16 protein-coding genes are annotated in these 20,748 nt (G+C 59.9%); 12 read left to right on the top strand and 4 right to left on the bottom strand.

Annotated features, from left to right (window positions below; translation table 11 throughout):
- Window positions 1-324: 324 nt before the first annotated feature.
- From KVG88_RS01265 to KVG88_RS01220, 10 genes are all read left to right on the top strand, one after another.
- The gene (locus tag KVG88_RS01265) at window positions 325-1,206 is read left to right on the top strand and encodes an esterase/lipase family protein (RefSeq protein WP_217870039.1); all 882 of its coding nucleotides are present in this window, start codon (window positions 325-327) and stop codon (window positions 1,204-1,206) included.
- Window positions 1,207-1,312: 106 nt separating this feature from the next.
- Window positions 1,313-1,594: a peptidylprolyl isomerase gene (locus tag KVG88_RS01260; protein ID WP_150702176.1), complete on the top strand. Its 282-nt coding sequence runs from the start codon at window positions 1,313-1,315 to the stop codon at window positions 1,592-1,594.
- A gap of 136 nt (window positions 1,595-1,730) precedes the next feature.
- Window positions 1,731-3,599: an extracellular solute-binding protein gene (locus tag KVG88_RS01255; protein ID WP_217870038.1), complete on the top strand. Its 1,869-nt coding sequence runs from the start codon at window positions 1,731-1,733 to the stop codon at window positions 3,597-3,599.
- Complete coding sequence (locus KVG88_RS01250) at window positions 3,599-4,657, top strand: microcin C ABC transporter permease YejB (protein ID WP_150702174.1); 1,059 nt, start codon at window positions 3,599-3,601, stop codon at window positions 4,655-4,657. Before KVG88_RS01255 ends, KVG88_RS01250 begins: the two co-directional genes overlap by 1 nt.
- Window positions 4,657-5,679 carry an ABC transporter permease gene (locus KVG88_RS01245; protein WP_150702173.1) on the top strand — a complete coding sequence of 341 codons (1,023 nt, stop codon included), beginning with the start codon at window positions 4,657-4,659 and terminating at the stop codon, window positions 5,677-5,679. The genes KVG88_RS01250 and KVG88_RS01245 overlap by 1 nt, the downstream gene beginning before the upstream one ends.
- A gap of 14 nt (window positions 5,680-5,693) precedes the next feature.
- The gene (locus KVG88_RS01240; protein ID WP_150702172.1) at window positions 5,694-7,271 is read left to right on the top strand and encodes an ABC transporter ATP-binding protein; all 1,578 of its coding nucleotides are present in this window, start codon (window positions 5,694-5,696) and stop codon (window positions 7,269-7,271) included.
- Window positions 7,272-7,407: 136 nt separating this feature from the next.
- Entirely contained in the window at window positions 7,408-8,823 is a 1,416-nt protein-coding gene (locus tag KVG88_RS01235) for a sigma-54 interaction domain-containing protein (protein WP_217870037.1), read from the top strand.
- A 269-nt stretch (window positions 8,824-9,092) separates the two neighbouring features.
- On the top strand, window positions 9,093-10,484 hold the full coding sequence (locus tag KVG88_RS01230) for a GntP family permease (protein WP_150702170.1): 1,392 nt from the start codon (window positions 9,093-9,095) through the stop codon (window positions 10,482-10,484).
- 7 nt (window positions 10,485-10,491) lie between these two features.
- Window positions 10,492-11,265 (top strand): 3-hydroxybutyrate dehydrogenase, encoded by a 774-nt coding sequence (locus KVG88_RS01225; protein WP_217870036.1) that lies wholly within the window; start codon window positions 10,492-10,494, stop codon window positions 11,263-11,265.
- Window positions 11,266-11,393: 128 nt separating this feature from the next.
- Entirely contained in the window at window positions 11,394-13,349 is a 1,956-nt protein-coding gene (locus tag KVG88_RS01220) for an acetoacetate--CoA ligase (RefSeq protein WP_217870035.1), read from the top strand.
- Window positions 13,350-13,447: 98 nt separating this feature from the next.
- Here KVG88_RS01220 and KVG88_RS01215 read toward each other — a convergent pair whose 3' ends face one another.
- Window positions 13,448-14,539, bottom strand: a complete 1,092-nt coding sequence (locus KVG88_RS01215) for a PilT/PilU family type 4a pilus ATPase (protein ID WP_217870034.1) — start codon at window positions 14,537-14,539, stop codon at window positions 13,448-13,450.
- A 111-nt stretch (window positions 14,540-14,650) separates the two neighbouring features.
- Here KVG88_RS01215 and KVG88_RS01210 point away from each other — a divergent pair, with 111 nt between their 5' ends.
- The gene (locus KVG88_RS01210) at window positions 14,651-17,188 is read left to right on the top strand and encodes a PAS domain-containing hybrid sensor histidine kinase/response regulator (RefSeq protein WP_217870033.1); all 2,538 of its coding nucleotides are present in this window, start codon (window positions 14,651-14,653) and stop codon (window positions 17,186-17,188) included.
- Window positions 17,189-17,242: 54 nt separating this feature from the next.
- Window positions 17,243-17,518 (top strand): peptidylprolyl isomerase, encoded by a 276-nt coding sequence (locus KVG88_RS01205; RefSeq protein WP_007933743.1) that lies wholly within the window; start codon window positions 17,243-17,245, stop codon window positions 17,516-17,518.
- 123 nt (window positions 17,519-17,641) lie between these two features.
- Here the strand turns inward: KVG88_RS01205 and KVG88_RS01200 are convergent, their stop codons facing one another.
- The 3 genes from KVG88_RS01200 to KVG88_RS01190 form a co-directional block, all read right to left on the bottom strand.
- Window positions 17,642-18,577, bottom strand: coding sequence for a sugar kinase (locus tag KVG88_RS01200; protein WP_217870032.1), 936 nt, complete (start codon window positions 18,575-18,577; stop codon window positions 17,642-17,644).
- 138 nt (window positions 18,578-18,715) lie between these two features.
- A complete protein-coding gene (locus KVG88_RS01195; RefSeq protein WP_217870031.1) occupies window positions 18,716-19,933 on the bottom strand; it encodes an amino acid deaminase in 1,218 nt (405 codons plus the stop codon).
- Between the two features lie 39 nt (window positions 19,934-19,972).
- Complete coding sequence (locus tag KVG88_RS01190) at window positions 19,973-20,737, bottom strand: IclR family transcriptional regulator (RefSeq protein WP_150702163.1); 765 nt, start codon at window positions 20,735-20,737, stop codon at window positions 19,973-19,975.
- Window positions 20,738-20,748: the final 11 nt, after the last annotated feature.

Below are 20,748 nucleotides of genomic sequence, written 5' to 3'. Positions count from 1 at the left end.
CTTGGAATGAGTGTCGCCTTGAGGATCAGGCAACGAAGGTGGCCTATTGAACCCGATGCGAACCGTTCGCGATGCCGGAGATCGTCCTTACGGGAGAGGAAAAAGGGCACGCGTGCAGTAGGCCATTGTTCAAAGAAGCACATTACTCGCTGAAAAGATGCCTGGATATTCCGATCAAGACTTCATACACATCCGAGTTTTCGTACGATTTCTATACCGTTTTCATCAACTTACAGCGGTTTTTTCATACATCACACGCCCGTCCGGGTGCTTTAGAGTGAGGCCCATGGCACCTCCTTAACCCTCCGAAAAAAGGTAAATTCCATGCAACGGAATGCAAACACTCACTACCCAATTCTGCTGGTCCATGGACTGTTCGGCTTTGACCGAATTGGTCCGTTCGGGCTCTTCCATGACGTAAAACAAGCCCTGAGAAGTGCGGGAGCCCGGGTTTTCGTACCGCATTTATCGGCCACCCACAGCAACGAAGCACGGGGCGAACAGTTGCTGGCACAGATCAAACGGGTGCTGGACGGCACAGGCGCCAACAAAGTCAACCTGATCGGTCACAGTCAGGGCGCACTCGCTGCAAGGTATGTTGCTGCGGTTGCGCCACAGTCGGTCGCTTCTGTGACGTCGGTCAGTGGGCCAAACCACGGATCGGAGCTGGCCGACTTTCTTCGCAAGGCCCTCGAACCGGGACGTTTGCCAGAGCAAGTCGCTGAAACGGTCGTGACGTTGTTCGCAGACTTCCTGTCGTTGCTCAGCGGCAACCCTTCCCTTCCGCAAAACGCCGTCGCCGCGCTGAATGCCCTGACCACAGAAGGCGTCGGAAAATTCAACGACAAATACCCGCAAGGGTTGCCTAAAACCTGGGGCGGCAAGGGTCGTGAAGAGGTCAATGGTGTGCGCTATTACTCCTGGAGCGGCGTTCTGCCGGACAATCCCCTGGATGAAGGTTCGAATGCCCTGAACCCGCTACACGGACTCATGCGGGCGCTTTCCCGATACTTCATCACTGAGGCCGGGCAAAACGATGGCTTGGTCGGCCGATACAGCTCACATTTGGGCACGATCATCCGGTCCGACTACCCGCTGGACCACCTGGAGGTCATCAGCCAGTCAACCAGCCTGCGCCCAACAACCATCGACCCGATTGATCTGTACGTTCATCACGCCGAACGCCTGAAAAAAGCCGGGCTATAAAGGGTGCCTGCCGCCCAGGCTGCCGGTAATGGAACTTTGAGAAGAAATCGCTCACTGAATCCGGTAGGCTCAGCACTTTACCGAACATTGAAAGGAGTATTTTTCCATGGCTAAAGCCACTGCCCGTCACATTCTTGTTGCCAGCGAAGACAAGTGCAACGAACTCAAAGCCCAAATCGAGGCTGGCGCAGATTTCGCCGAAATCGCCAAGGCGAACTCCACTTGCCCTTCCAGCCGCCAGGGCGGTGATCTGGGTTCGTTCGGTCCTGGCCAGATGGTCAAGGAATTCGACACCGTGGTCTTCAGCGCACCGATCAATGTCGTGCAAGGCCCGGTCAAGACCCAGTTCGGTTATCACCTGCTGGAAGTGACCAGCCGTCAGGACTGATCGACGCCTGCTGTCTCTACGCTACGGCCCGCCTTTTTGGTGGGCCGTTGTGTTTCACATACGTAATTCGGCTGGCGAGGGACGCGCCGCTAGCGTACAAATTGTCGTTAACGACCACCCGGCTCTAAGGCTGACAATGCGACTGGCTTTCCCTACTTTGTTATTCACTGCCGTGGCCTTGCTGTTCGGCGCCGCCGGTGTGAACGCTGCACCGCAACATGCATTGACCGTATACGGCGAGCCGGCCAGGTATCCGGCGGGCTTCAGTCATTTTGCCTACACCAATCCGCAGGCGCCCAAGGGCGGGACGATGCGTCGTTCGGCTATCGAGATCGGGCATTTCGACCATGTCTTGCCGTACATCGACAAAGGCATCGGCGTCTCGCAGATCGACGGCCTGCTTTATTCGCCGTTGGCCCAGCGTTCGCTGGACGAGCCTTACACGGTGTACGGCCTGGTAGCGCAGAAAATGGAGCGCTCCGATGACGGACTGTCCCTGCGTTTTTATCTCAACCCAAAGGCGCGTTTTGCCGATGGTAAACCGATCACCGCCAATGATGTGCGCTACACCTTTGACCTGCTGATGACCCAGGGCAGCCTGCGGTATCGCACGCAGTTCGCCGACGTCAAAGGTGTTGAAGTGGAGTCGCCGCTGACCGTGCGCTTCGACTTCAAGAACAACGAAAACCGTACCCTGCCATTGGATATCGCCACCCTGCCAGTATTTCCCGAGCATTGGTGGAAAACCCGCGATTTCGCTGGTGGTGGCGGTTATGAGCCTCCGCTGGGGAGCGGCCCCTATAAAGTGGGCAAGGTCGATTCAGGGCGCAGTATCACCTTCGAGCGCAACGCCGACTGGTGGGGAAAGGATCTGCCGGTCAGCCGTGGTTTGTACAACTTCGATCACTTCAGCATCGAGTACTTCGGTGATACCGACGTTGCCCGCCAAGTCTTGCGAGGCGGCGCCTATGACTACAACCGCGAGTTTTCCGCCACCGGCTACTCCATCGGCTACGAAAGCCCGGCGTTGAGCGATGGGCGCCTGCAAAAGGCGCATCTGGCCGTCGAAGCGCCGCAGCCGTCCCAAGGCTTTGTGTTCAACCTGCAAAAACCCATGTTCCAGGACCGCCGGGTGCGTCAGGCGCTGGTCATGCTCTGGGACTTCGAATGGAGCAATCGGCAGATGATGCGCAACATGTACATCCGCCAGCAGAGTTTTTTCTCCAACACTGAGCTCGCCGCCCGGCAACTGCCGGACGCTGGCGAACTGGCGATTCTCGAACCGTTACGCGGACAGATTCCCGACGAAGTCTTCACCCAGGTCTTCCAGGCGCCGAAAACCGATGGCAGCGGCATTATCCGTGACAAGCAACTGCAAGCCCTGGAGCTGCTGGAGCAGGCCGGATGGAAGCCGCAAGGTGATCAACTGGTCAATGCCGATGGCGAGCCGCTCAGCTTTACCTTCCTGGTCAGCCAGAACGGCATGGATCGCCTGCTGCTGCCCTACAAACGCACCCTCAAGCAGATCGGCATCGACCTGAACATCCGTCGCATCGACTCGTCGCAGTACGTCAATCGCCTGATGAGTCGCGACTACGACATGATCGTCACCGGCTACCCGGTCACGACCTCTCCGGGCGGCGAGCTGTTCAACTATTTCGGTTCGGCCGCGGCCACCGATTCGGGCTCCAACAATTACATGGTATTGAAAAACCCGGCGGTCGATACGTTGATCACCGGACTGGTACGCGCCAATACCCAGGCCGACATGCTGCGCTACGCGCATGCGCTGGACCGGGTGCTGCAATGGAACTACTACTGGATTCCCAACTATTACCCGCCAGGAACGTCCACCGTTTGGTGGAACCGCTTCGGCATACCGAACGTGCAGGCCAGCAATGACGAAGCCATCGAGAGTTGGTGGGAAATGAGCACCACGCCGCTGACCAACCAGGAAATGACCGCCGAGCGCATCCGCCGTGGCAAACCCGGAGGACCGCATTGATGTGGGGCTACATTCTGCGGCGTTTGCTGCTGATCATTCCGACGCTGGTGATCATTCTTCTGGTCAATTTCGTCATCGTCCAGGCCGCGCCGGGCGGGCCGGTGGAACAGGCCATCGCCCACTTGCAAGGCATTGGCGGCGCCAGTGTCGGTGGCAGTTCAAGCGAGACCATGACCAGTTCCCGGGCCAGCCGAGGCCTCGACCCGCAACTGATCAAGGACATCGAAAAACAGTACGGTTTTGACAAGCCTGCGCACGAGCGCCTGTGGCTGATGCTGACCAGTTACGCTCGACTGGATTTCGGCAAGAGCTTTTTCCGGGGAGCCACGGTCACTGACCTGATCCTGCAGAAAATGCCGGTGACCATTTCCCTGGGTCTTTGGGCGACGCTGATCACATACCTGGTGTCAATTCCGCTGGGTATCCGCAAGGCCGTGCACCATGGCAGTCATTTCGATATCTGGAGCAGCACCGCGATCATCATCGGCTACGCGATGCCGGCGTTCCTCTTCGCCATGTTCCTGATCGTGGTCTTCGCCGGGGGGACTTCGCTGAACTGGTTCCCGGTACGCGGGCTGGTGTCGGACAACTTCGAGTCACTGTCGACCGTGGGCAAAATCGCCGATTACTTCTGGCACCTGGTATTGCCGGTGACGGCATTGGTGATCGGTGGCTTCGCGACCCTGACCATCCTCACCAAAAATTCGTTCCTCAATGAAATCACTCGCCAGTACGTGGTCACAGCCCGCGCCAAGGGCCTGAGCGAACGCCGCGTGCTGTACGGCCATGTGTTTCGTAATGCCATGTTGCTGGTGGTGTCCGGGATTCCCCAGGCCTTCATCAGCGTGTTTTTTGCCGGCTCACTGCTGATCGAAGTGATCTTTTCCCTCGACGGTCTGGGCCGCATGAGCTACGAAGCCGCCGTTTCACGGGACTATCCGGTGGTGTTCGGTTCGCTGTTCATCTTCACCCTGTTCGGCCTGCTGATAAAACTGGTGGGCGACCTGTGCTACACGCTGGTCGATCCGCGCATCGACTTCGCCGCGAGGAACGCCTGATGTTCAAGCTTTCGCCGTTAGGCCGACGTCGATTCGAACGTTTCAAGAAAAACCGCCGTGGCTGGTGGTCCCTGTGGTTGTTTGTCGGCTTGTTCCTGTTGACCCTGGGCGGCGAACTCATCGCCAACGACAAGCCCTTGGTGGTCAGTTATCAAGGCTCTCTGTACTTCCCTGCCATCAAGCGCTACACCGAACAGGAGTTCGGCGGGCAACTGCCGTTCCAGGCCGATTACCGCAGCGACTACGTGCAGAAACTGATCAAGAAAGACGGCGGCTGGCTGCTGTTCCCGCCGATCCCGTTCAGCGATGACACGCCTAACTATGACCTGAACAAACCTGCACCGAGCCCGCCTTCGGAAGTGAACTGGCTGGGCACCGACGACCAGGCAAGGGACGTTTTGGCCCGGGTGATTTTCGGTGCGCGGGTGTCGATTCTGTTTGCCTTGATGTTGACATTGGTCAGTGCGTTGATCGGCATCGCCGCTGGTGCCCTGCAAGGCTATTACGGCGGCTGGGTGGATTTGCTGGGCCAGCGGTTGCTGGAAGTCTGGTCCGGCCTGCCGGTGCTCTATTTGCTGATTATTTTGTCGGGGTTCGTTGAGCCGAACTTCTGGTGGCTACTGGGGATCATGGCGCTGTTTTCATGGCTGGCGCTGGTGGATGTGGTGCGCGCCGAGTTCCTGCGCGGCCGCAATCTGGAATACGTCAAGGCGGCGCGAGCGCTGGGCCTGAGCGATCGCAAGGTGATCGTGCGGCACATCCTGCCCAACGCCATGAACGCGACCTTGAGCTATCTGCCGTTCATTCTCACCGGCGCCATATCGACCCTCACAGCACTGGACTTCCTCGGTTTCGGCATGCCGGCCGGCAGCGCATCCCTGGGCGAATTGATCGGCCAAGGCAAGCAAAACCTGCAAGCACCGTGGCTGGGGTTGACTGCGTTTTTCACCCTGGCGCTGATTCTTTCTTTACTCGTGTTCATTGGCGAAGCGCTGCGCGACGCCTTTGATCCACGGTCTTGATACGGACTGTAGACATGACCAATCTGATCGAAATCCGTGACCTCAGCGTAGCCTTCAGCGGCCAGACCGTCGTGCGTAATCTGTGCCTGGACATTCACCCCGGCGAGTGCCTGGCGCTGGTGGGTGAGTCCGGCTCAGGCAAATCGGTAACTGCGCACTCGATCCTGCAATTGCTGCCTGAATGCGGGACCGAGACGACCGGGAGCATCCGCTATCGAGGCCAGGAACTGGTGGGTGCCGACGCCAAGAAATTGCGTGAACTGCGCGGTAACCGGATTGCGATGATCTTCCAGGAGCCGATGACCTCCTTGAATCCTCTGCACAGCATCGAAAAACAAATTGGCGAAACCCTGCTCGTGCACAAAGGCATGGCCGGCAAAGCGGCACAGGCGCGGATTCTTGAGCTGCTGCATCTGGTGGGCATCCAGAAACCGCAAGAACGGCTAAAGGCTTATCCCCATCAACTGTCCGGCGGCCAGCGTCAGCGAGTGATGATCGCCATGGCCCTGGCCTGCGAGCCGGAGCTGTTGATTGCGGACGAACCCACCACCGCGCTCGACGTTACCGTACAGCGCAAGATTCTGTTGCTGCTCAAATCATTGCAGCGGCGGCTCGGCATGTCATTGCTGCTGATCAGCCACGACCTCAATCTGGTGCGCAGCATTGCCCAGCGGGTCTGCGTGATGAAGGCCGGGGAAATTGTCGAGCAAGCCACGTGCGAGACCATTTTTACCGAACCGAAACACCCCTACAGTTGCGTGCTGCTGAACGCCGAGCCCGAGGGTGAAGCGTTGCCGCGGGACGAGCGCGAGAAAGTGCTGGAAGTGGACGACCTGCGCGTGCAATTCACCGTGGGTGGCGGACTGTTTCGCAAGAAGACGTTTTTGAATGCAGTAGACGGCATCAGCTTGAGCATCCAGCGTGGCAAGACCCTGGGCATCGTTGGCGAATCCGGGTCGGGCAAATCGACGCTGGGCCAGGCGATCCTGCGCCTGCTGGATTCCGAAGGCAGCATCCGTTTTCAGGGTGAAGCGCTCGATGGCTTGTCGCAGAAAGAACTACGGCCATGGCGCAAGAAAATGCAGGTGGTGTTCCAGGACCCCTTCGGCAGCCTCAGCCCCCGAATGTCGGTAGAGCAGATTATTTGCGAAGGCCTGGAGGTGCATAGCCAGTTAAGCGCCGAAGAGTGCAATGCCGAGGTGATTCGGGCTTTGCAGGAAGTTGGCCTGGACCCGCAAAGCCGTCATCGCTATCCCCACGAGTTTTCAGGTGGCCAGCGCCAACGCATTGCGATTGCCCGGGCGCTGGTGCTGAAACCGGCTTTGATTCTGCTCGACGAACCGACCTCGGCGCTGGACCGCACGGTGCAAAAACAGGTGGTCGCCCTGCTCCGTCAGCTTCAGGAAAAACATGGCCTGACCTACCTGTTCATCAGCCATGACCTGGCGGTGGTCCGCGCCCTGGCGCACGACATGATCGTGGTCAAGGATGGCAAGGTGGTGGAAAGCGGTGCCAGCCACGACGTATTCGATGCGCCGCAGCATCCGTACACCAAGGAGCTGTTGGCGGCGGCGCATGTGGGGCAGGCATAATCCGGCGCATGACATTGAACCGGGTCGCGGCCATCGCGGGCAAGCCCGCTCCCACAGGGAACGCACAAAACCTGTGGGAGCGGGCTTGCCCGCGATGAGGCCGGTAGTGACAACCTAAAATCAGGACCGATATTCCATGAACACCACCGAAAGCCTCAAGGACTACCAGCGCGTCCGCCTGCTGGCGATCCGCTCGTTGTTCGAGATCATCGAGCAGTCGAGTGAAGGCACGGTGATCGTCGACCGCGACGCCAACATCGTCTGGATGAACGAGCGCTATGCCCGGCGCTTCGGCCTGCAATCGGCCGAGGGCGCCATCGGCAAGGCCTGCGAAAGCGTGATCCCCGGCAGCCTGCTGCGTGAAGTGGTGCGCACCGGCCGGCCGATCCTGCTCGACATGCAGGACACGCCCAAAGAACCCTTGGTGGTCATGCGCCTGCCGATTCATGACGATGCCGGCGAAGTCATCGGCGCGATCGGCTTTGCCCTGTTCGATGAATTGCGAAGTCTCTCGCCGATGCTCAAACGTTACATGAGCATGCAGGAAGAATTGGCATCGACCCGCTCACTGTTGCGGGCGCGGCAGACCAAATACAACTTCGCCCACTTCATTGGCACCAGCGCCGCCAGCCTTGAAGTCAAACGGCGTGCCCGGCGCAGCGCCAGCACCGAATCCCCGGTGTTGTTGCTCGGCGAAACCGGCACCGGAAAGGAGTTGCTGGCGCAGGCGATCCACAATGCTTCGCCGCGAGCGCACAAGGCGTTTGTCAGCATCAACAGCGCGGCGATTCCGGAATCGTTGCTCGAGGCCGAGTTCTTCGGCACAGCACCGGGGGCCTTTACCGGCGCTGATCGCAAGGGCCGCGCCGGCAAGTTGCAAATCGCCCAGGGCGGCACGTTGTTTCTCGATGAAATCGGCGACATGCCGTTACCGCTGCAAAGTAAATTATTGCGCGTGTTGCAGGAAAAGGAATTCGAACCGGTGGGCTCTAACGAGGTGATCCAGAGCGATGTGCGGGTGATCGCTGCAACCTCGACCGACCTAGAAGCGGCGATCAAGCGCGGCGAGTTTCGTGCGGATTTGTATTACCGCCTCAATGTCTTGCCAATCCAGGTGCCACCGCTTCGCGACCGTCTCGACGACTTGCCAGCGCTCAGCGAGGCGATCCTTGAAGAACTGCGCAGTCAGCACGAGTTGCACAGTGAAGCGCTGGATCTGCTCGGGCAACACGCCTGGCCGGGAAACATTCGCGAACTGCGCAACGTGTTGGAGCGGGCCGCGTTGCTCAGTGATGACCTGCGGCTTTCGGCAACGGACATCCGCGCCGCCATCGGGACGTTTACCCCGGTTGAGCGCGTGGCGCCATTGCCCCTCGAGCCGCTGGAACACGAGACGTTCAGCGCGGCGCGGGAGCGCTTCGACCGGCACTTGATCGAAACCACCCTGGCGCAATGCGGGGGCAAGGTGATTGAAGCGGCGGCGCGGCTGGGGCTTGGGCGGTCGACGCTGTACAAGAAAATGGTGGCGTTGGGGATTGCTGAGTCTCCATAACGAGATACGCATCTCTATTTATAGATATTTCACAGGTCAAAAGATCGCAGCCTGCGGCAGCTCCTACAAGGGTTTTAGCGTTTCCCTGTAGGAGCTGCCGCAGGCTGCGATCTTTTCAGGCACAAAAAAATCTCCAAACAGAGACAGCCAATCTTTCCAAGAACAATAAATCCTTATATTTCAATGCCTTATGCTTTTGGCACGAAACTCGCTATAGCCCCTCCCCACATCGTACTACCTTAAAAAAATAACAATCCAGGAGACACACCATGAGTGTGATCATTGCCTTGGCAGCCCTCGCGCTGCTGATGCTGGCTGCTTACCGTGGCTACAGCGTTATCCTTTTTGCCCCGATTGCCGCCCTCGGCGCCGTTCTGTTGACCGACCCTTCCGCCGTCGCACCTGCCTTCACCGGTGTGTTCATGGAAAAAATGGTTGGCTTTATCAAGCTGTACTTCCCGGTATTCCTGCTTGGCGCCGTATTCGGCAAGCTCATCGAGCTGTCCGGTTTCTCGCGCTCCATCGTCGCAGCCGCGATTCGTTTGCTCGGCACGCGCCAGGCCATGTTGGTGATCGTGCTGGTCTGCGCCCTGCTCACTTACGGCGGCGTGTCGCTGTTTGTGGTGGTGTTCGCGGTTTATCCGTTTGCCGCTGAAATGTTCCGCCAGAGCAATATCCCCAAGCGCCTGATCCCAGCGACCATCGCCTTGGGCGCGTTCTCGTTCACCATGGACGCCCTGCCCGGCACCCCGCAGATCCAGAACATCATCCCGACCACGTTCTTCAACACCACCGCCTGGGCGGCACCATGGCTGGGTGTAATCGGCACGATTTTCGTGTTCTGTGCCGGCATGCTGTTTCTCCAGCGCCAGCGCAACAAAGCACAACGCTCCGGTGAGGGTTATGGCACCGAACTGCGCAACGAGCCGGAAACCGCCGCCGACATCAAGCTGCCCAACCCCTGGATCGCTCTGTCGCCGCTGTTGGCCGTGGGCATCATGAACCTGCTGTTCACCCAGTGGATTCCACAGTGGTACGGCAAGACCCACAGCCTGGCGCTGCCGGGCATGGCCACGCCGGTGACCACGGAAATCGCCAAACTGACTGCCATCTGGGCGGTTCAGGCCGCGTTGCTGGTCGGCATCCTCATGGTCCTGGCGTTCGGCTACAAGGCCATCAGCAGCAAACTCGCCGAAGGCAGCAAAAGTGCGGTCAGCGGTGCCTTGCTGGCGGCGATGAACACCGCTTCGGAATACGGCTTCGGTGCGGTAATTGCCTCGCTGCCAGGCTTCCTGGTGCTGGCCGACTGGCTCAAGAGCATTCCCAATCCGCTGGTTAACGAAGCGATTACCGTCACCTTGCTGGCCGGTATCACCGGTTCCGCCTCGGGTGGCATGAGCATCGCGCTGGCGGCCATGTCCGAGCAGTTCATCGCGGCGGCCCATGCCGCCAACATCCCGTTGGAAGTGCTGCACCGCGTGGCCTCCATGGCCAGCGGTGGCATGGACACCCTGCCGCACAACGGCGCGGTGATCACGTTGCTCGCGGTGACCGGCCTGACCCACCGTGAGGCCTATAAAGACATTTTCTGTATTACGCTGATCAAGACCCTGGCGGTTTTCGTGGTGATCGGCACTTTCTACGCCACTGGCATTGTGTGAGGCATTGATGACGACTCTTTCGGGCAAGACCGCACTGGTAACCGGCTCCACCAGCGGCATCGGCTTGGGGATTGCCCTAAGCCTGGCCAAGGCCGGGGCCAATCTGATCCTCAATGGTTTCGGCGACGCATCCAAGGTCATCGCCGAAGTAAAGCAGTTTGGCGGCAAGGTCGGCCATCACCCGGCCGACGTCAGCGACCCGTCGCAGATAGCCGACATGATTGCCTACGCCGACCGTGAATTCGGCGGTGTCGACATTCTGGTCAACAACGCCGGCATCCAGCACGTGGCGCCGGTGGACGAGTTCCCGGTCGAGCGCTGGGATTCGATCATCGCGATCAACCTGTCGTCGGTGTTTCACAGCACCCGCCTGAGCCTGCCGGGCATGCGCGCCAAGGGCTGGGGCCGGGTGATCAACATTGCGTCGGTGCATGGCCTGGTGGGGTCGACAGGCAAAGCTGCTTACGTTGCCGCCAAGCATGGCGTGATCGGCTTGACCAAAGTCGTGGCCCTGGAAACCGCCACCAGTAACGTCACTTGCAACGCGATTTGCCCGGGTTGGGTGTTGACGCCGCTGGTGCAAAAACAGATCGATGATCGCGCCGCCACCGGGATCGACCCGCAGCAGGCGCAGCATGATCTGCTGGCCGAGAAGCAACCGTCGCTGGAATTTGTGACCCCGCCGCAATTGGGCGAGTTGGTGTTGTTCTTGTGCAGTGAAGCCGGCGCTCAGGTGCGGGGTGCGGCGTGGAACATTGATGGGGGGTGGTTGGCGCAGTGATTGGCTGCTAGACCGCGTTATCGTTCATCGCCAGCAGCCTGGCTCCCACATTTGAAATACGGTTTCTTGTGGGAGCTGGCCTGATAGCGATCGAGTGTGCAGCACTCGCCAACAACAAGAGGCAAACCATGTCCGACATCCTCTGGCAACCCAGCGCCGAACGCATCGGCAAGACCCGCATGGAAGCCTTTCGGCGTTTCATCAATCAGCGGCATCATGTGCACATCGACGACTACCCTGCCCTGCATCAATGGTCCATCGACCAGCGCGGCGACTTCTGGCAGGCCATCGTCGATTTCTTCGATATTCGTTTCCATGAGCAACCCGACGCGGTTTTGCTCGAAGGCGCGCAAATGCCCAGCGCCCAGTGGTTTCCCGGCGCCACCCTGAACTTCGCTGAACACTTGCTGCGCCGTCGCGACGACGCCGTGGCGGTAGTCGCCGTGGCCGAGAACGGCCAGCGCGAACAGTTGACCTGGGCCGAACTGGCCGAGCACGTCGCCGGTTTTCAAAACGGTTTGCAAGCGGCCGGCGTGGGCGTCGGTGATCGCGTCGCCGCGTGCATGCCCAACACTTGGCAGACCCTGGTGGCATTGCTCGCCACCACCAGCCTTGGGGCCATTTGGTCGTGCTCTTCGCCAGACTTCGGCACCCAAGGCGTGATCGACCGCTTCGGCCAGATCGAACCGAAAGTGCTGGTGACCTGCGCAGGCTATCGCTACGCCGGCAAGGACATCGAACAAACCGCCAAGGTCAACGAAATCCTGGAGCGCCTGCCGTCGTTGCAGCAATTGATCATCGTGCCTTACGCGCGCCCCGAAACGCGGATCGAGGATTTTCACACAACGGCCAACGTCACACTGTGGGACGACTTCTACTTCCCCGGCGGCGAGCCGGATTTCGTCCCGGTGCCCTTCAATCATCCCCTGTACATCCTCTATTCCAGCGGCACCACCGGCGTACCGAAATGCATCATCCACAGCACCGGTGGCGTGTTGCTGCAACACGTCAAGGAACACGGCCTGCACGGTGATCTCGGTCCCGGTGAACGGCTGTTCTACTACACCACGTGCGGCTGGATGATGTGGAACTGGCTGGTCTCGGCCCTCGCGGTCGGCAGCGCGGTGGTGCTGTACGACGGTTCACCGTTCCAGCCAGACCCAGAGCGTTTGGTCGACCTGATCGACGACGAGCGCATCAGCGTTTTCGGCACCAGCCCCAAGTACCTTGCGACCCTGGAAAGCAGCGGCGTCAAACCTCGCCAAAGTCATGACCTTGGCAGTCTGAAAACCTTGCTCTGCACCGGTTCTGCGCTGTCGCCCCAGAGTTACGATTATGTCTATCGCGACTTCAAGCCGGACGTGTGCCTGGCCTCCATGTCCGGCGGCACGGACATCGTTTCCTGTTTCGTCAACGGCAACCCGATGTCACCGGTCAGGCGCGGCGAAATGATGGGTAAGAGCCTGGGCATGGCCGTCGAGGTATGGAACGACAACGGCCAACCGGTCATCGGCGAAAAAGGTGAGCTGGTCTGCACCCGGCACTTCCCGGCGATGCCCATCGGTCTGTGGCATGACCCGGACGGTGAAAAGCTGCGGGCATCGTATTTCAGCCAGTTTCCCGGCGTATGGGCGCAGGGCGACTACGCCGAACAACTGCCCCATGGCGCAATGATGATCCACGGCCGCTCCGACGCCGTGCTCAACCCTGGCGGCGTGCGCATTGGCACGGCGGAAATCTACCGTCAGGTGGAGAAAGTCCCGCAGGTGCTCGACAGCGTCGCCATCGGCCAGCAATGGCAGGACGATGTGCGGGTGGTGCTGTTTGTACGCTTGCGTGAAGGCGTCGAACTGGATGAAGCACTGCAACAGCAGATCCGCCAGGTCATTCGCGCCAACACCACACCACGTCACGTACCGGCGAAAATTGTCGCAGTGACCGACATCCCTCGGACCATCAGCGGCAAAGTCGTTGAACTGGCGGTGCGCAATGTGGTGCATGGTCAGATGGTGAAGAATACCGATGCACTGGCTAACCCAGAGGCATTGGAGCAGTTCCGAAACCGTCCGGAACTCAAGGATTGAAATCCCCTGTAGGAGCTGCCGCAGGCTGCGATCTTTTGATCTTGTTTTTTTAGAATCAAAAGATCGCAGCCTGCGGCAGCTCCTACGAGGGGTAAGCATCAGTCCATGAGTCCCCAGTCGCCGGGCGTGGACTCCGTGTGCAATTTCATCCGCAAGCGCAAATTGTTCACAGAGTCGGCATGTTTCAACGCTTCTTCCTCATCGATCACGCCTTCGACCACCAGCGCGAACAACGCCCCGTCAAACGTCTGCATCCCCTGCGCCGCTGATTTCTCTATCACGCCCTTGAGCTCGGAGAATTCGTTGCGCCGAATCAAGTCGCCTATGGTCGGCGTCCCCAGCATGACCTCCACCGCCACCCGGCGCTGCCCGTCGCGGCTGCGAACCAGACGCTGGGAAACGCAGGCCTTAAGATTGTTGCCCAGGTCATTGAGCAATTGCCCTCGGCGCTCCTCAGGGAAAAAATTGATGATACGGTCCAGCGCCTGATTGGCGTTGTGAGCGTGCAGCGTGGAGATCACCAGATGCCCGGTGTCGGCGAAGGCCAGCGCATGCTCCATGGTTTCGCGATCACGGATCTCGCCGATCAGCACCACGTCGGGCGCCTGGCGCAGGGTGTTTTTCAACGCAGCGTGAAAACTGCGGGTATCGACGCCGACCTCGCGCTGGTTGATGATTGATTGCTTGTGCCGGTGGATGTACTCGATCGGGTCTTCGATGGTCACGATGTGCCCACGGCTATGGCGGTTGCGATAGTCGATCAGGGCCGCCAGCGAGGTAGACTTACCGGAATCCGTAGCGCCGACGAACAGCATCAAGCCCTGCTTGAGCATCACCGTTTCGAGCAGGACCGACGGTAACTTGAGGTCTTCATAGCGTGGAATGTCGAGTTTGACGTTGCGCACCACCATGGAAATGTCATTGCGCTGCTTGAAAATATTCACCCGAAAGCGGCCAATCCCCGCCAGGGAGATCGCCAGGTTCATCTCCAGTTGACGATCGAACTCCAGACGCTGTTCGGCGTCCATGATGGACGCGGCAATTGCCGCAATGTCTCCCGGTTTGAAGGGCTGGTCAGCCAGGGGTGTGAGCACACCGTCGAACCGCGCGTTAGGCGGCGCGCCCGTGGACAAATAAAGGTCAGAGCCATTCTGGCTGGCCAGACGTTTTAACAACGCATCGATTTCCATGGCAAAAAGCACCCGCGAAGCATTCAATAAAAAAATGACCCGAATCCGGTCATTCAGCGTCTAGCAACAATAGTAGACGTCGCCACACCGACTTTTGTGCAGGACACCTTGATGAACGCATCACCGACCGGCAGCGATGCCCAGGCCTTGATAGCCCGACTGGACTGGGCAAACAGTCCGTTGGGCGAGGCCCGCACCTGGCCGCAAAGCCTGCGAACCGCCGTGGACATCGTGATTCACTCACCGATGCCGATGCTGTTGCTCTGGGGGCCGCAGCTGACGCAAATCTACAACGACGGTTTCGCCCTGCTCGCGGGCAGCAAGCATCCGCACGCTTTCGGACAGCCGACACACCAGATCTGGCCAGAACTCCAAGACTTTACCGACCCTATTTACAGCGCCGTCCTACAAGGCCAGGTACGCACCTACAGCGAACAACGCTTCACCCTGCAGCGCAACGGTATCGATTCCGACTTCTGGCTTGACCTTACCTATAGCCCTATCCGTGACGAAAATGCCCAGGTCGCCGGGATTCTCGTCACCGCCATCGAAACCAATGAACGCCGGCGCATCGCCCTTGAGCTCGAACAACGCTCGGCCGCGAGCCTCAAGGCACAGCAAGAAACCGAAGAGCGCCTGCAACTGGCCCTCGCAGCCACCGACGCGGTGGGCACCTGGGATTGGGATATCGGCGAGGACCGTTTCATCGCCGATGCGCATTTCGCCCAGTTGCATGGCATCGACCCGGCGATGGCGGGCCAGTTGCCCATCAGCGATTACCTGCACGGCGTGCATCCCGAAGACCGCGCCTTGATCGCCCGCAGCATCAAGCACTGCATCACCCACGGCACCGAGTACGCCGAGGAATATCGCCTTTTGCAACCGGATGGCCAATTGCGCTGGGTGTTTGCCCGTGGGCGTTGCTACAAGGATCACCATGGCCGGCCGATCCGTTTCCTCGGTGCCGCCCTGGACCTGACCGAACGCAAGAACACCGAGCAGGCCCTGCGCCAGAGCCAGACCGAGTTGCAGCTGATCATCAACGCCATGCCGATCCTGATCAGCTACGTCGACCGTGAGGAACGCTTCCGCCTGAACAACGCGGCCTATCTGGACTGGTACGGCCTGACGCCCCAGGAACTCTATGGCCGGACGGTTCGCGAGGTGTTGGGCGATGAAGCCTACGCCCTGCGTGCCGAGCACATCGCCCAGGCGCTGACCGGCAAACCGTGCTGTTTCAGCATCAACACGCCGCACCGCGACGGCAGCATCCGGCACGCCCTGATGAACTACCTGCCCCGCCACGGCTCGGACGGCGCAGTAAACGGTTTTTACATCTTCGTGATCGACGAAACCGAGCGCAAACAGACCGAAGAAGCCCTGCGCAACCTCAACGAAACCCTCGAAGAACGGGTCGCCGCCCGCACAAAACAATTAGCCGAAACCAACCAGCGCCTGCAAAACGAGATGTTCGAACGCGAACGCGCCGAAGATGCCTTGCGCCATGCGCAAAAAATGGAAGCCGTCGGTCAGCTCACAGGGGGCATTGCCCATGACTTCAACAACATGCTCACCGGGATTATCGGCAGCCTCGACCTGATGCAGCGCTACATTGCCGACGGGCGCACGGAAGAAATCGGCCGGTTCACCGAGGCGGCGGTGTCGTCGGCCAACCGCGCTGCCGCGCTGACCCATCGTCTGCTGGCGTTTTCCCGGCGTCAGTCGCTGGACCGCAAGCCGCTGAACGCCAATGATCTGATCCATTCTTTGGAAGACTTGCTGCGTCGGACCAAAGGCGAGCACATCGAACTCAAGCTGCAACTGGCCGAAGACGTCTGGCCAGTCAGCACCGACGTCAGCCAACTGGAAAACGCCCTGCTCAACCTGGTGATCAACGCCCGGGATGCCATGCCCGATGGCGGTGAACTGTGCATCGAAACCGCCAATGTCTACCTCGACAGCAGCGATATCAGCACCCTGGAACCGGTCAAGGCCGGCGACTACCTGATGATCGCCGTCAGCGACAACGGCACGGGCATGACGCCCAAGGTCCTGGCCAAAGCGTTCGACCCGTTCTTCACCACCAAACCCATCGGCCAGGGCACGGGGCTTGGGTTGTCGATGATCTACGGCTTTGCCCAACAGTCAGGCGGCCACGTCAGCCTGTTCAGCTTGCCGGGCCAGGGCACCAGCGTGCGTTTGTATCTGCCGCGCCTGCATGCGGTGGCGGAGGAAGATGTGTTGTCGCCGGTCATCAGCGAAGCGCCGCCGGCGATTGCCGGGGAAACCGTGGTGTTGGTGGAAGACGACCCGGCGGTGCGCATGCTGGTACTCAACCTGCTCAAGGAACTGGGTTATCACGCCCACGAAGCCGAAGACGCGAAATCCGCCCTGCCCTTGCTGGAATCGGACATGCGCGTCGACCTGCTGGTGACCGATGTCGGCCTGCCGGGAATGAACGGACGGCAATTGGCGGAAATCGCCCGTCAGCATCGTCCGACACTGAAAGTGCTGTTCATGACCGGGTATGCGCAGATGGCGGCCGAGCGTCAGGGCTTCCTGGAGCAAGGCATGGACATGGTGGCCAAACCGTTTTCGATTGATCTGCTGGCCAACAAGATTCGCACGATGATCGGCCGTTCCGCGTGAGTTAAGGCATAATCGCGCGCCCTGCTGCCACAACCGTCACAAGGTATTCGCCCCATGAAAGCTCAAGCCCGCCACATTCTGGTGAAAACCTCGGAAGAAGCCGAGCAACTCAAACAACGCATCGCCAAGGGCGAAGCCTTTGATGTGCTGGCCAAGAAATACTCGACCTGCCCGTCCGGCAAGCGCGGCGGCGATTTGGGTGAAGTGCGACCGGGGCAGATGGTCGGGGCGATTGATGCAGTGATCTTCAAGAAACCACTGCGGGTTGTGCATGGGCCGATCAAGAGCAAGTTTGGTTATCACCTGGTGCAGGTGTTTTACCGGGATTGAGATACACAAAAACTCTTGTAGGAGCTGTCGAGTGAAACGAGGCTGCGATCTTTTGACTGTTAAAAAACAGGATCAAAAGATCGCAGCCTCGTTTCACTCGACAGCTCCTACAGGGATCGGGTTTCAGGTTTTGGGAATCAAAGCCCCCGGCACCTGAATCACACGGCTCGCCAATCGGTGTCCTGCCTCGGCAGCCTCCACCGGGCTCCCGCCCTTGAGCCGCGATGCCAGATACGCTGCACTGAACGAATCCCCTGCCGCCGTGGTGTCCACCACGCGTTCGACCTTCTGCGCCGGCACTTCAAATGACTCACCAGCACAGCGAATCAAGCACGCCTCGGCGCCGCGCTTGAGCACCACTTCCGGCGTGCCGATCTGCTCGTAGGCGGCAAACACCGCCTCATCATTGGCAAAATGGAACAGCGCCTGCTCGTCATCGACGGTCAGCAGCGCCAGGTCAACGTACGGCAGCACACTGCGATAAGCCGCCCGCGCGTCCTCTACCGAAGCCCACAGCCGTGGCCGGTAATTGTTGTCGAAGACGATCCGCGCATCGCGCTGACGGGCCTCAATCAGGGTTTCCAGCAGTTTTTCCCGCCCCTTCATGCCCAGCACCGCCAGGGTGATGCCGCTGAAATACAGCACATCGTAATCCGGCAGTGCCGCCAGGATCGGCGCCGCGGCGGAGGTGGTGAAGCAATCCCGCACCGCCGCTTCGTTGCGCCAGTACAGGAAACGGCGCTCGCCAGCGGCGTCAGTCTGGATGCAGTACAAACCCGGCAGGCGCCCGGGTAAACGCTGGACCATGCTCAGACCGATATTTTCTTCAGCCCAGCTCTGGCACATGGCATCGCTGAAACTGTCGTCGCCCAGCGCTGTGACATAGTCCACGCTGCCAGCCGCGCCCAGTTCGCGGGACAGGTAAACCGCCGTGTTCAGGGTATCGCCACCGAAGCTTTGTTGCAGGCTGCCGTCGGCGCGGTGTTGCAACTCGATCATGCATTCGCCGATCAGAGCGATGCGCGGGGTGTTGGGGCCGAGGGTGTTGATGGTGTTCATTGTGGTGGGGTCTCTGGTGTTTCGATGTTGTCTGGTCGGGCCTCATCGCGGGCAAGCCCGCTCCCACAGGTTTTTGGAACACTGAAAAACCTTGTGGGAGCGGGCTTGCCCGCGATGGCCGCACCTCGGTCTCAAGCCTTAGAAACAGGTTTCCATGGTCTCGATCACGTTCAACTGCTCATCCACCAGGCATCCCGTGCGCCACTTGTCGAACGTCAGGCACGGGTGCGAAGTGCCGAACGAAATGATGTCGCCCACGCGCAAATCAACGCCCGGGGCCACGGTCATGAACGCATGTTGGTCCATCACCGCCGTCACCTTACAGGCGCCGACATCGTCACCCTTGGCCGGCACCACGCCAGCCTTGTAACGCAGCAACGGCACCGGCAGACCGGCGTCGTAAGCCACATCGCGTTTACCCAGGGCGATGACTGCGAAGCCCGGTTCCGGCAACGACTGCACGTGCGCCCAGACTTCCAGCGCCGGGCGCAGGCCTTCGTGCAAATCACTGCGACGGTCGAGGACGCAGCATTGCGCCTCTTTGTAGATGCCATGGTCGTGGGCGACGTAACTGCCCGGACGCAACACGCTGAGGAAACGCCCAGCGGCGTTTTGCGCTTCGAACTCCTCGGCAATCAAGTCATACCAGGCCGAACCGGAGGCGGTAATGACCGGTTTGGCGATGGCGAACGCGCCGCTGTCCTGCAACTGCACGGCCAGGCGCACCAAAGACCCGGCGAACGCACGGATGCCGCTGACAGCGTGGTCACCGTGGATGACGCCCTCGTAACCTTCGATCCCGGTCAGGGCCAGCGCCGGTTGCGCCGCAATGGCCTTCGCCAGGTCGAGCACTTCCTGCTCGCTGCGGCAGCCGCAACGCCCGCCGACCACGCCGTATTCGATCATCACGTTCAGCCGCACGCCGCGCGAGGCAAAGAAGGCGCCGAGATCGGCGACATTGTCTGGATGATCGACCATGCAATAGAAGTCGAACGTCGGGTCGGCCAACAGATCGGCAATCAAGGCCATGTTCGGTGTACCGACCAACTGGTTGGCCATCAGCACTCGCCGCACGCCGTGGGCGTAGGCCGCACGAGTTTGCGTGGCGCTGGCCAGGGTAATGCCCCATGCGCCGGCGTCCAGTTGCCGACGAAACAGCGCCGGGGTCATGCTGGTTTTGCCGTGCGGTGCGAGTTCCGCGCCGCTGTCGCTGACGAACTTCTGCATCCAGAGAATGTTGTGTTCCAGCGCTTCACGGTGCAGCACCAGCGCCGGCAGGCTGACGTCACGGGCCAGATTGGCGCCGGTCTGGGCGAAACCCTTTTCCACGGCAGCAGTGTTTTGGGCAGTAGACATGGTCGAACTCCTCACTTTCGCGGCCGCAAGCAGCCGCTGTTATTCGTTGATGCGACGGGCCAGGCTGTTCGCACTATCGATCAGCACCCGGCGGTAGTCGTTGTAATTGTTCTTGGCATCGGCCCGGGGGGCGACGATGCACAGGGTCGCAATGGCCACGCCGTTAGGGTCTTTGACCGGAGCGGCGAAGCAATGGGTAAAGGTGTCGGCGACGCTATCGAAGGAGAAAAAGCCATCGAGACCGGCCTGACGGATTTCCGCCAGGAATTGCTCCAGCGGCAGGCGTTCGCCGTCGGGCAGGATGAAGTCATCGTGGTCGATCAGGTCGACGATTTCCTGGTCGCTCAGGTGCGCCAGCAACAGGCGCCCGGACGCCGTCCAGGGAATCGGTGCGTTCTCGCCGATGTCCGATGAAATGCGAAAATGCCGCTCACCCTCTTTCATCAACGCGACGGTGTATTTGCGCCCGTTGAGCAGGCACATCTGAGCGGTTTCATGGGTCTGGCTGACGATCTCCTGCAAGGCGTGATCCGCTTCACGGGTCAGGTCGAAATGACGCAAATGCGCCTGCCCGAGGAAGTACAGTTGACGACCGAGGTAGACATGCCCGTCCTTGCCCACCGGTTCCAGAATCCTGCGCTCAAGCAATGACGCCACCAGTTCATAGACCGTGGATTTGGGACTGCCGATGCCGTTGGCGATGTCGTTCGGGCGCAGGGGCTGGCCGACTTCCTTGAGGAAATCGAGGATATCGAACGCCCGGTCCAGACCGCGTGCCCGGCGCTTGATGGTGTCTTCGGTCATTTCAGTATGCT

Source organism: Pseudomonas azerbaijanoccidentalis, from assembly GCF_019145495.1.
Classification (GTDB): domain Bacteria; phylum Pseudomonadota; class Gammaproteobacteria; order Pseudomonadales; family Pseudomonadaceae; genus Aquipseudomonas; species Aquipseudomonas azerbaijanoccidentalis.
The sequence above is the reverse complement of the archived record's forward strand: the minus strand, read 5'-3'. Positions and strand labels throughout refer to the sequence as shown.

Bases quoted from the DNA above. Each gene is read 5' to 3' on its own strand.
- KVG88_RS01255 (WP_217870038.1), top strand. From the start codon at position 1,731: ATGCGACTGGCTTTCCCTACTTTGTTATTCACTGCCGTGGCCTTGCTG.
- KVG88_RS01205 (WP_007933743.1), top strand. From the start codon at position 17,243: ATGAAAGCTCAAGCCCGCCACATTCTGGTGAAAACCTCGGAAGAAGCC.
- KVG88_RS01195 (WP_217870031.1), bottom strand. From the start codon at position 19,933: ATGTCTACTGCCCAAAACACTGCTGCCGTGGAAAAGGGTTTCGCCCAG.
- KVG88_RS01210 (WP_217870033.1), top strand. From the start codon at position 14,651: ATGAACGCATCACCGACCGGCAGCGATGCCCAGGCCTTGATAGCCCGA.
- KVG88_RS01260 (WP_150702176.1), top strand. From the start codon at position 1,313: ATGGCTAAAGCCACTGCCCGTCACATTCTTGTTGCCAGCGAAGACAAG.
- KVG88_RS01240 (WP_150702172.1), top strand. From the start codon at position 5,694: ATGACCAATCTGATCGAAATCCGTGACCTCAGCGTAGCCTTCAGCGGC.
- KVG88_RS01200 (WP_217870032.1), bottom strand. From the start codon at position 18,577: ATGAACACCATCAACACCCTCGGCCCCAACACCCCGCGCATCGCTCTG.
- KVG88_RS01265 (WP_217870039.1), top strand. From the start codon at position 325: ATGCAACGGAATGCAAACACTCACTACCCAATTCTGCTGGTCCATGGA.
- KVG88_RS01250 (WP_150702174.1), top strand. From the start codon at position 3,599: ATGTGGGGCTACATTCTGCGGCGTTTGCTGCTGATCATTCCGACGCTG.
- KVG88_RS01190 (WP_150702163.1), bottom strand. From the start codon at position 20,737: ATGACCGAAGACACCATCAAGCGCCGGGCACGCGGTCTGGACCGGGCG.
- KVG88_RS01235 (WP_217870037.1), top strand. From the start codon at position 7,408: ATGAACACCACCGAAAGCCTCAAGGACTACCAGCGCGTCCGCCTGCTG.
- KVG88_RS01225 (WP_217870036.1), top strand. From the start codon at position 10,492: ATGACGACTCTTTCGGGCAAGACCGCACTGGTAACCGGCTCCACCAGC.
- KVG88_RS01230 (WP_150702170.1), top strand. From the start codon at position 9,093: ATGAGTGTGATCATTGCCTTGGCAGCCCTCGCGCTGCTGATGCTGGCT.
- KVG88_RS01220 (WP_217870035.1), top strand. From the start codon at position 11,394: ATGTCCGACATCCTCTGGCAACCCAGCGCCGAACGCATCGGCAAGACC.
- KVG88_RS01215 (WP_217870034.1), bottom strand. From the start codon at position 14,539: ATGGAAATCGATGCGTTGTTAAAACGTCTGGCCAGCCAGAATGGCTCT.
- KVG88_RS01245 (WP_150702173.1), top strand. From the start codon at position 4,657: ATGTTCAAGCTTTCGCCGTTAGGCCGACGTCGATTCGAACGTTTCAAG.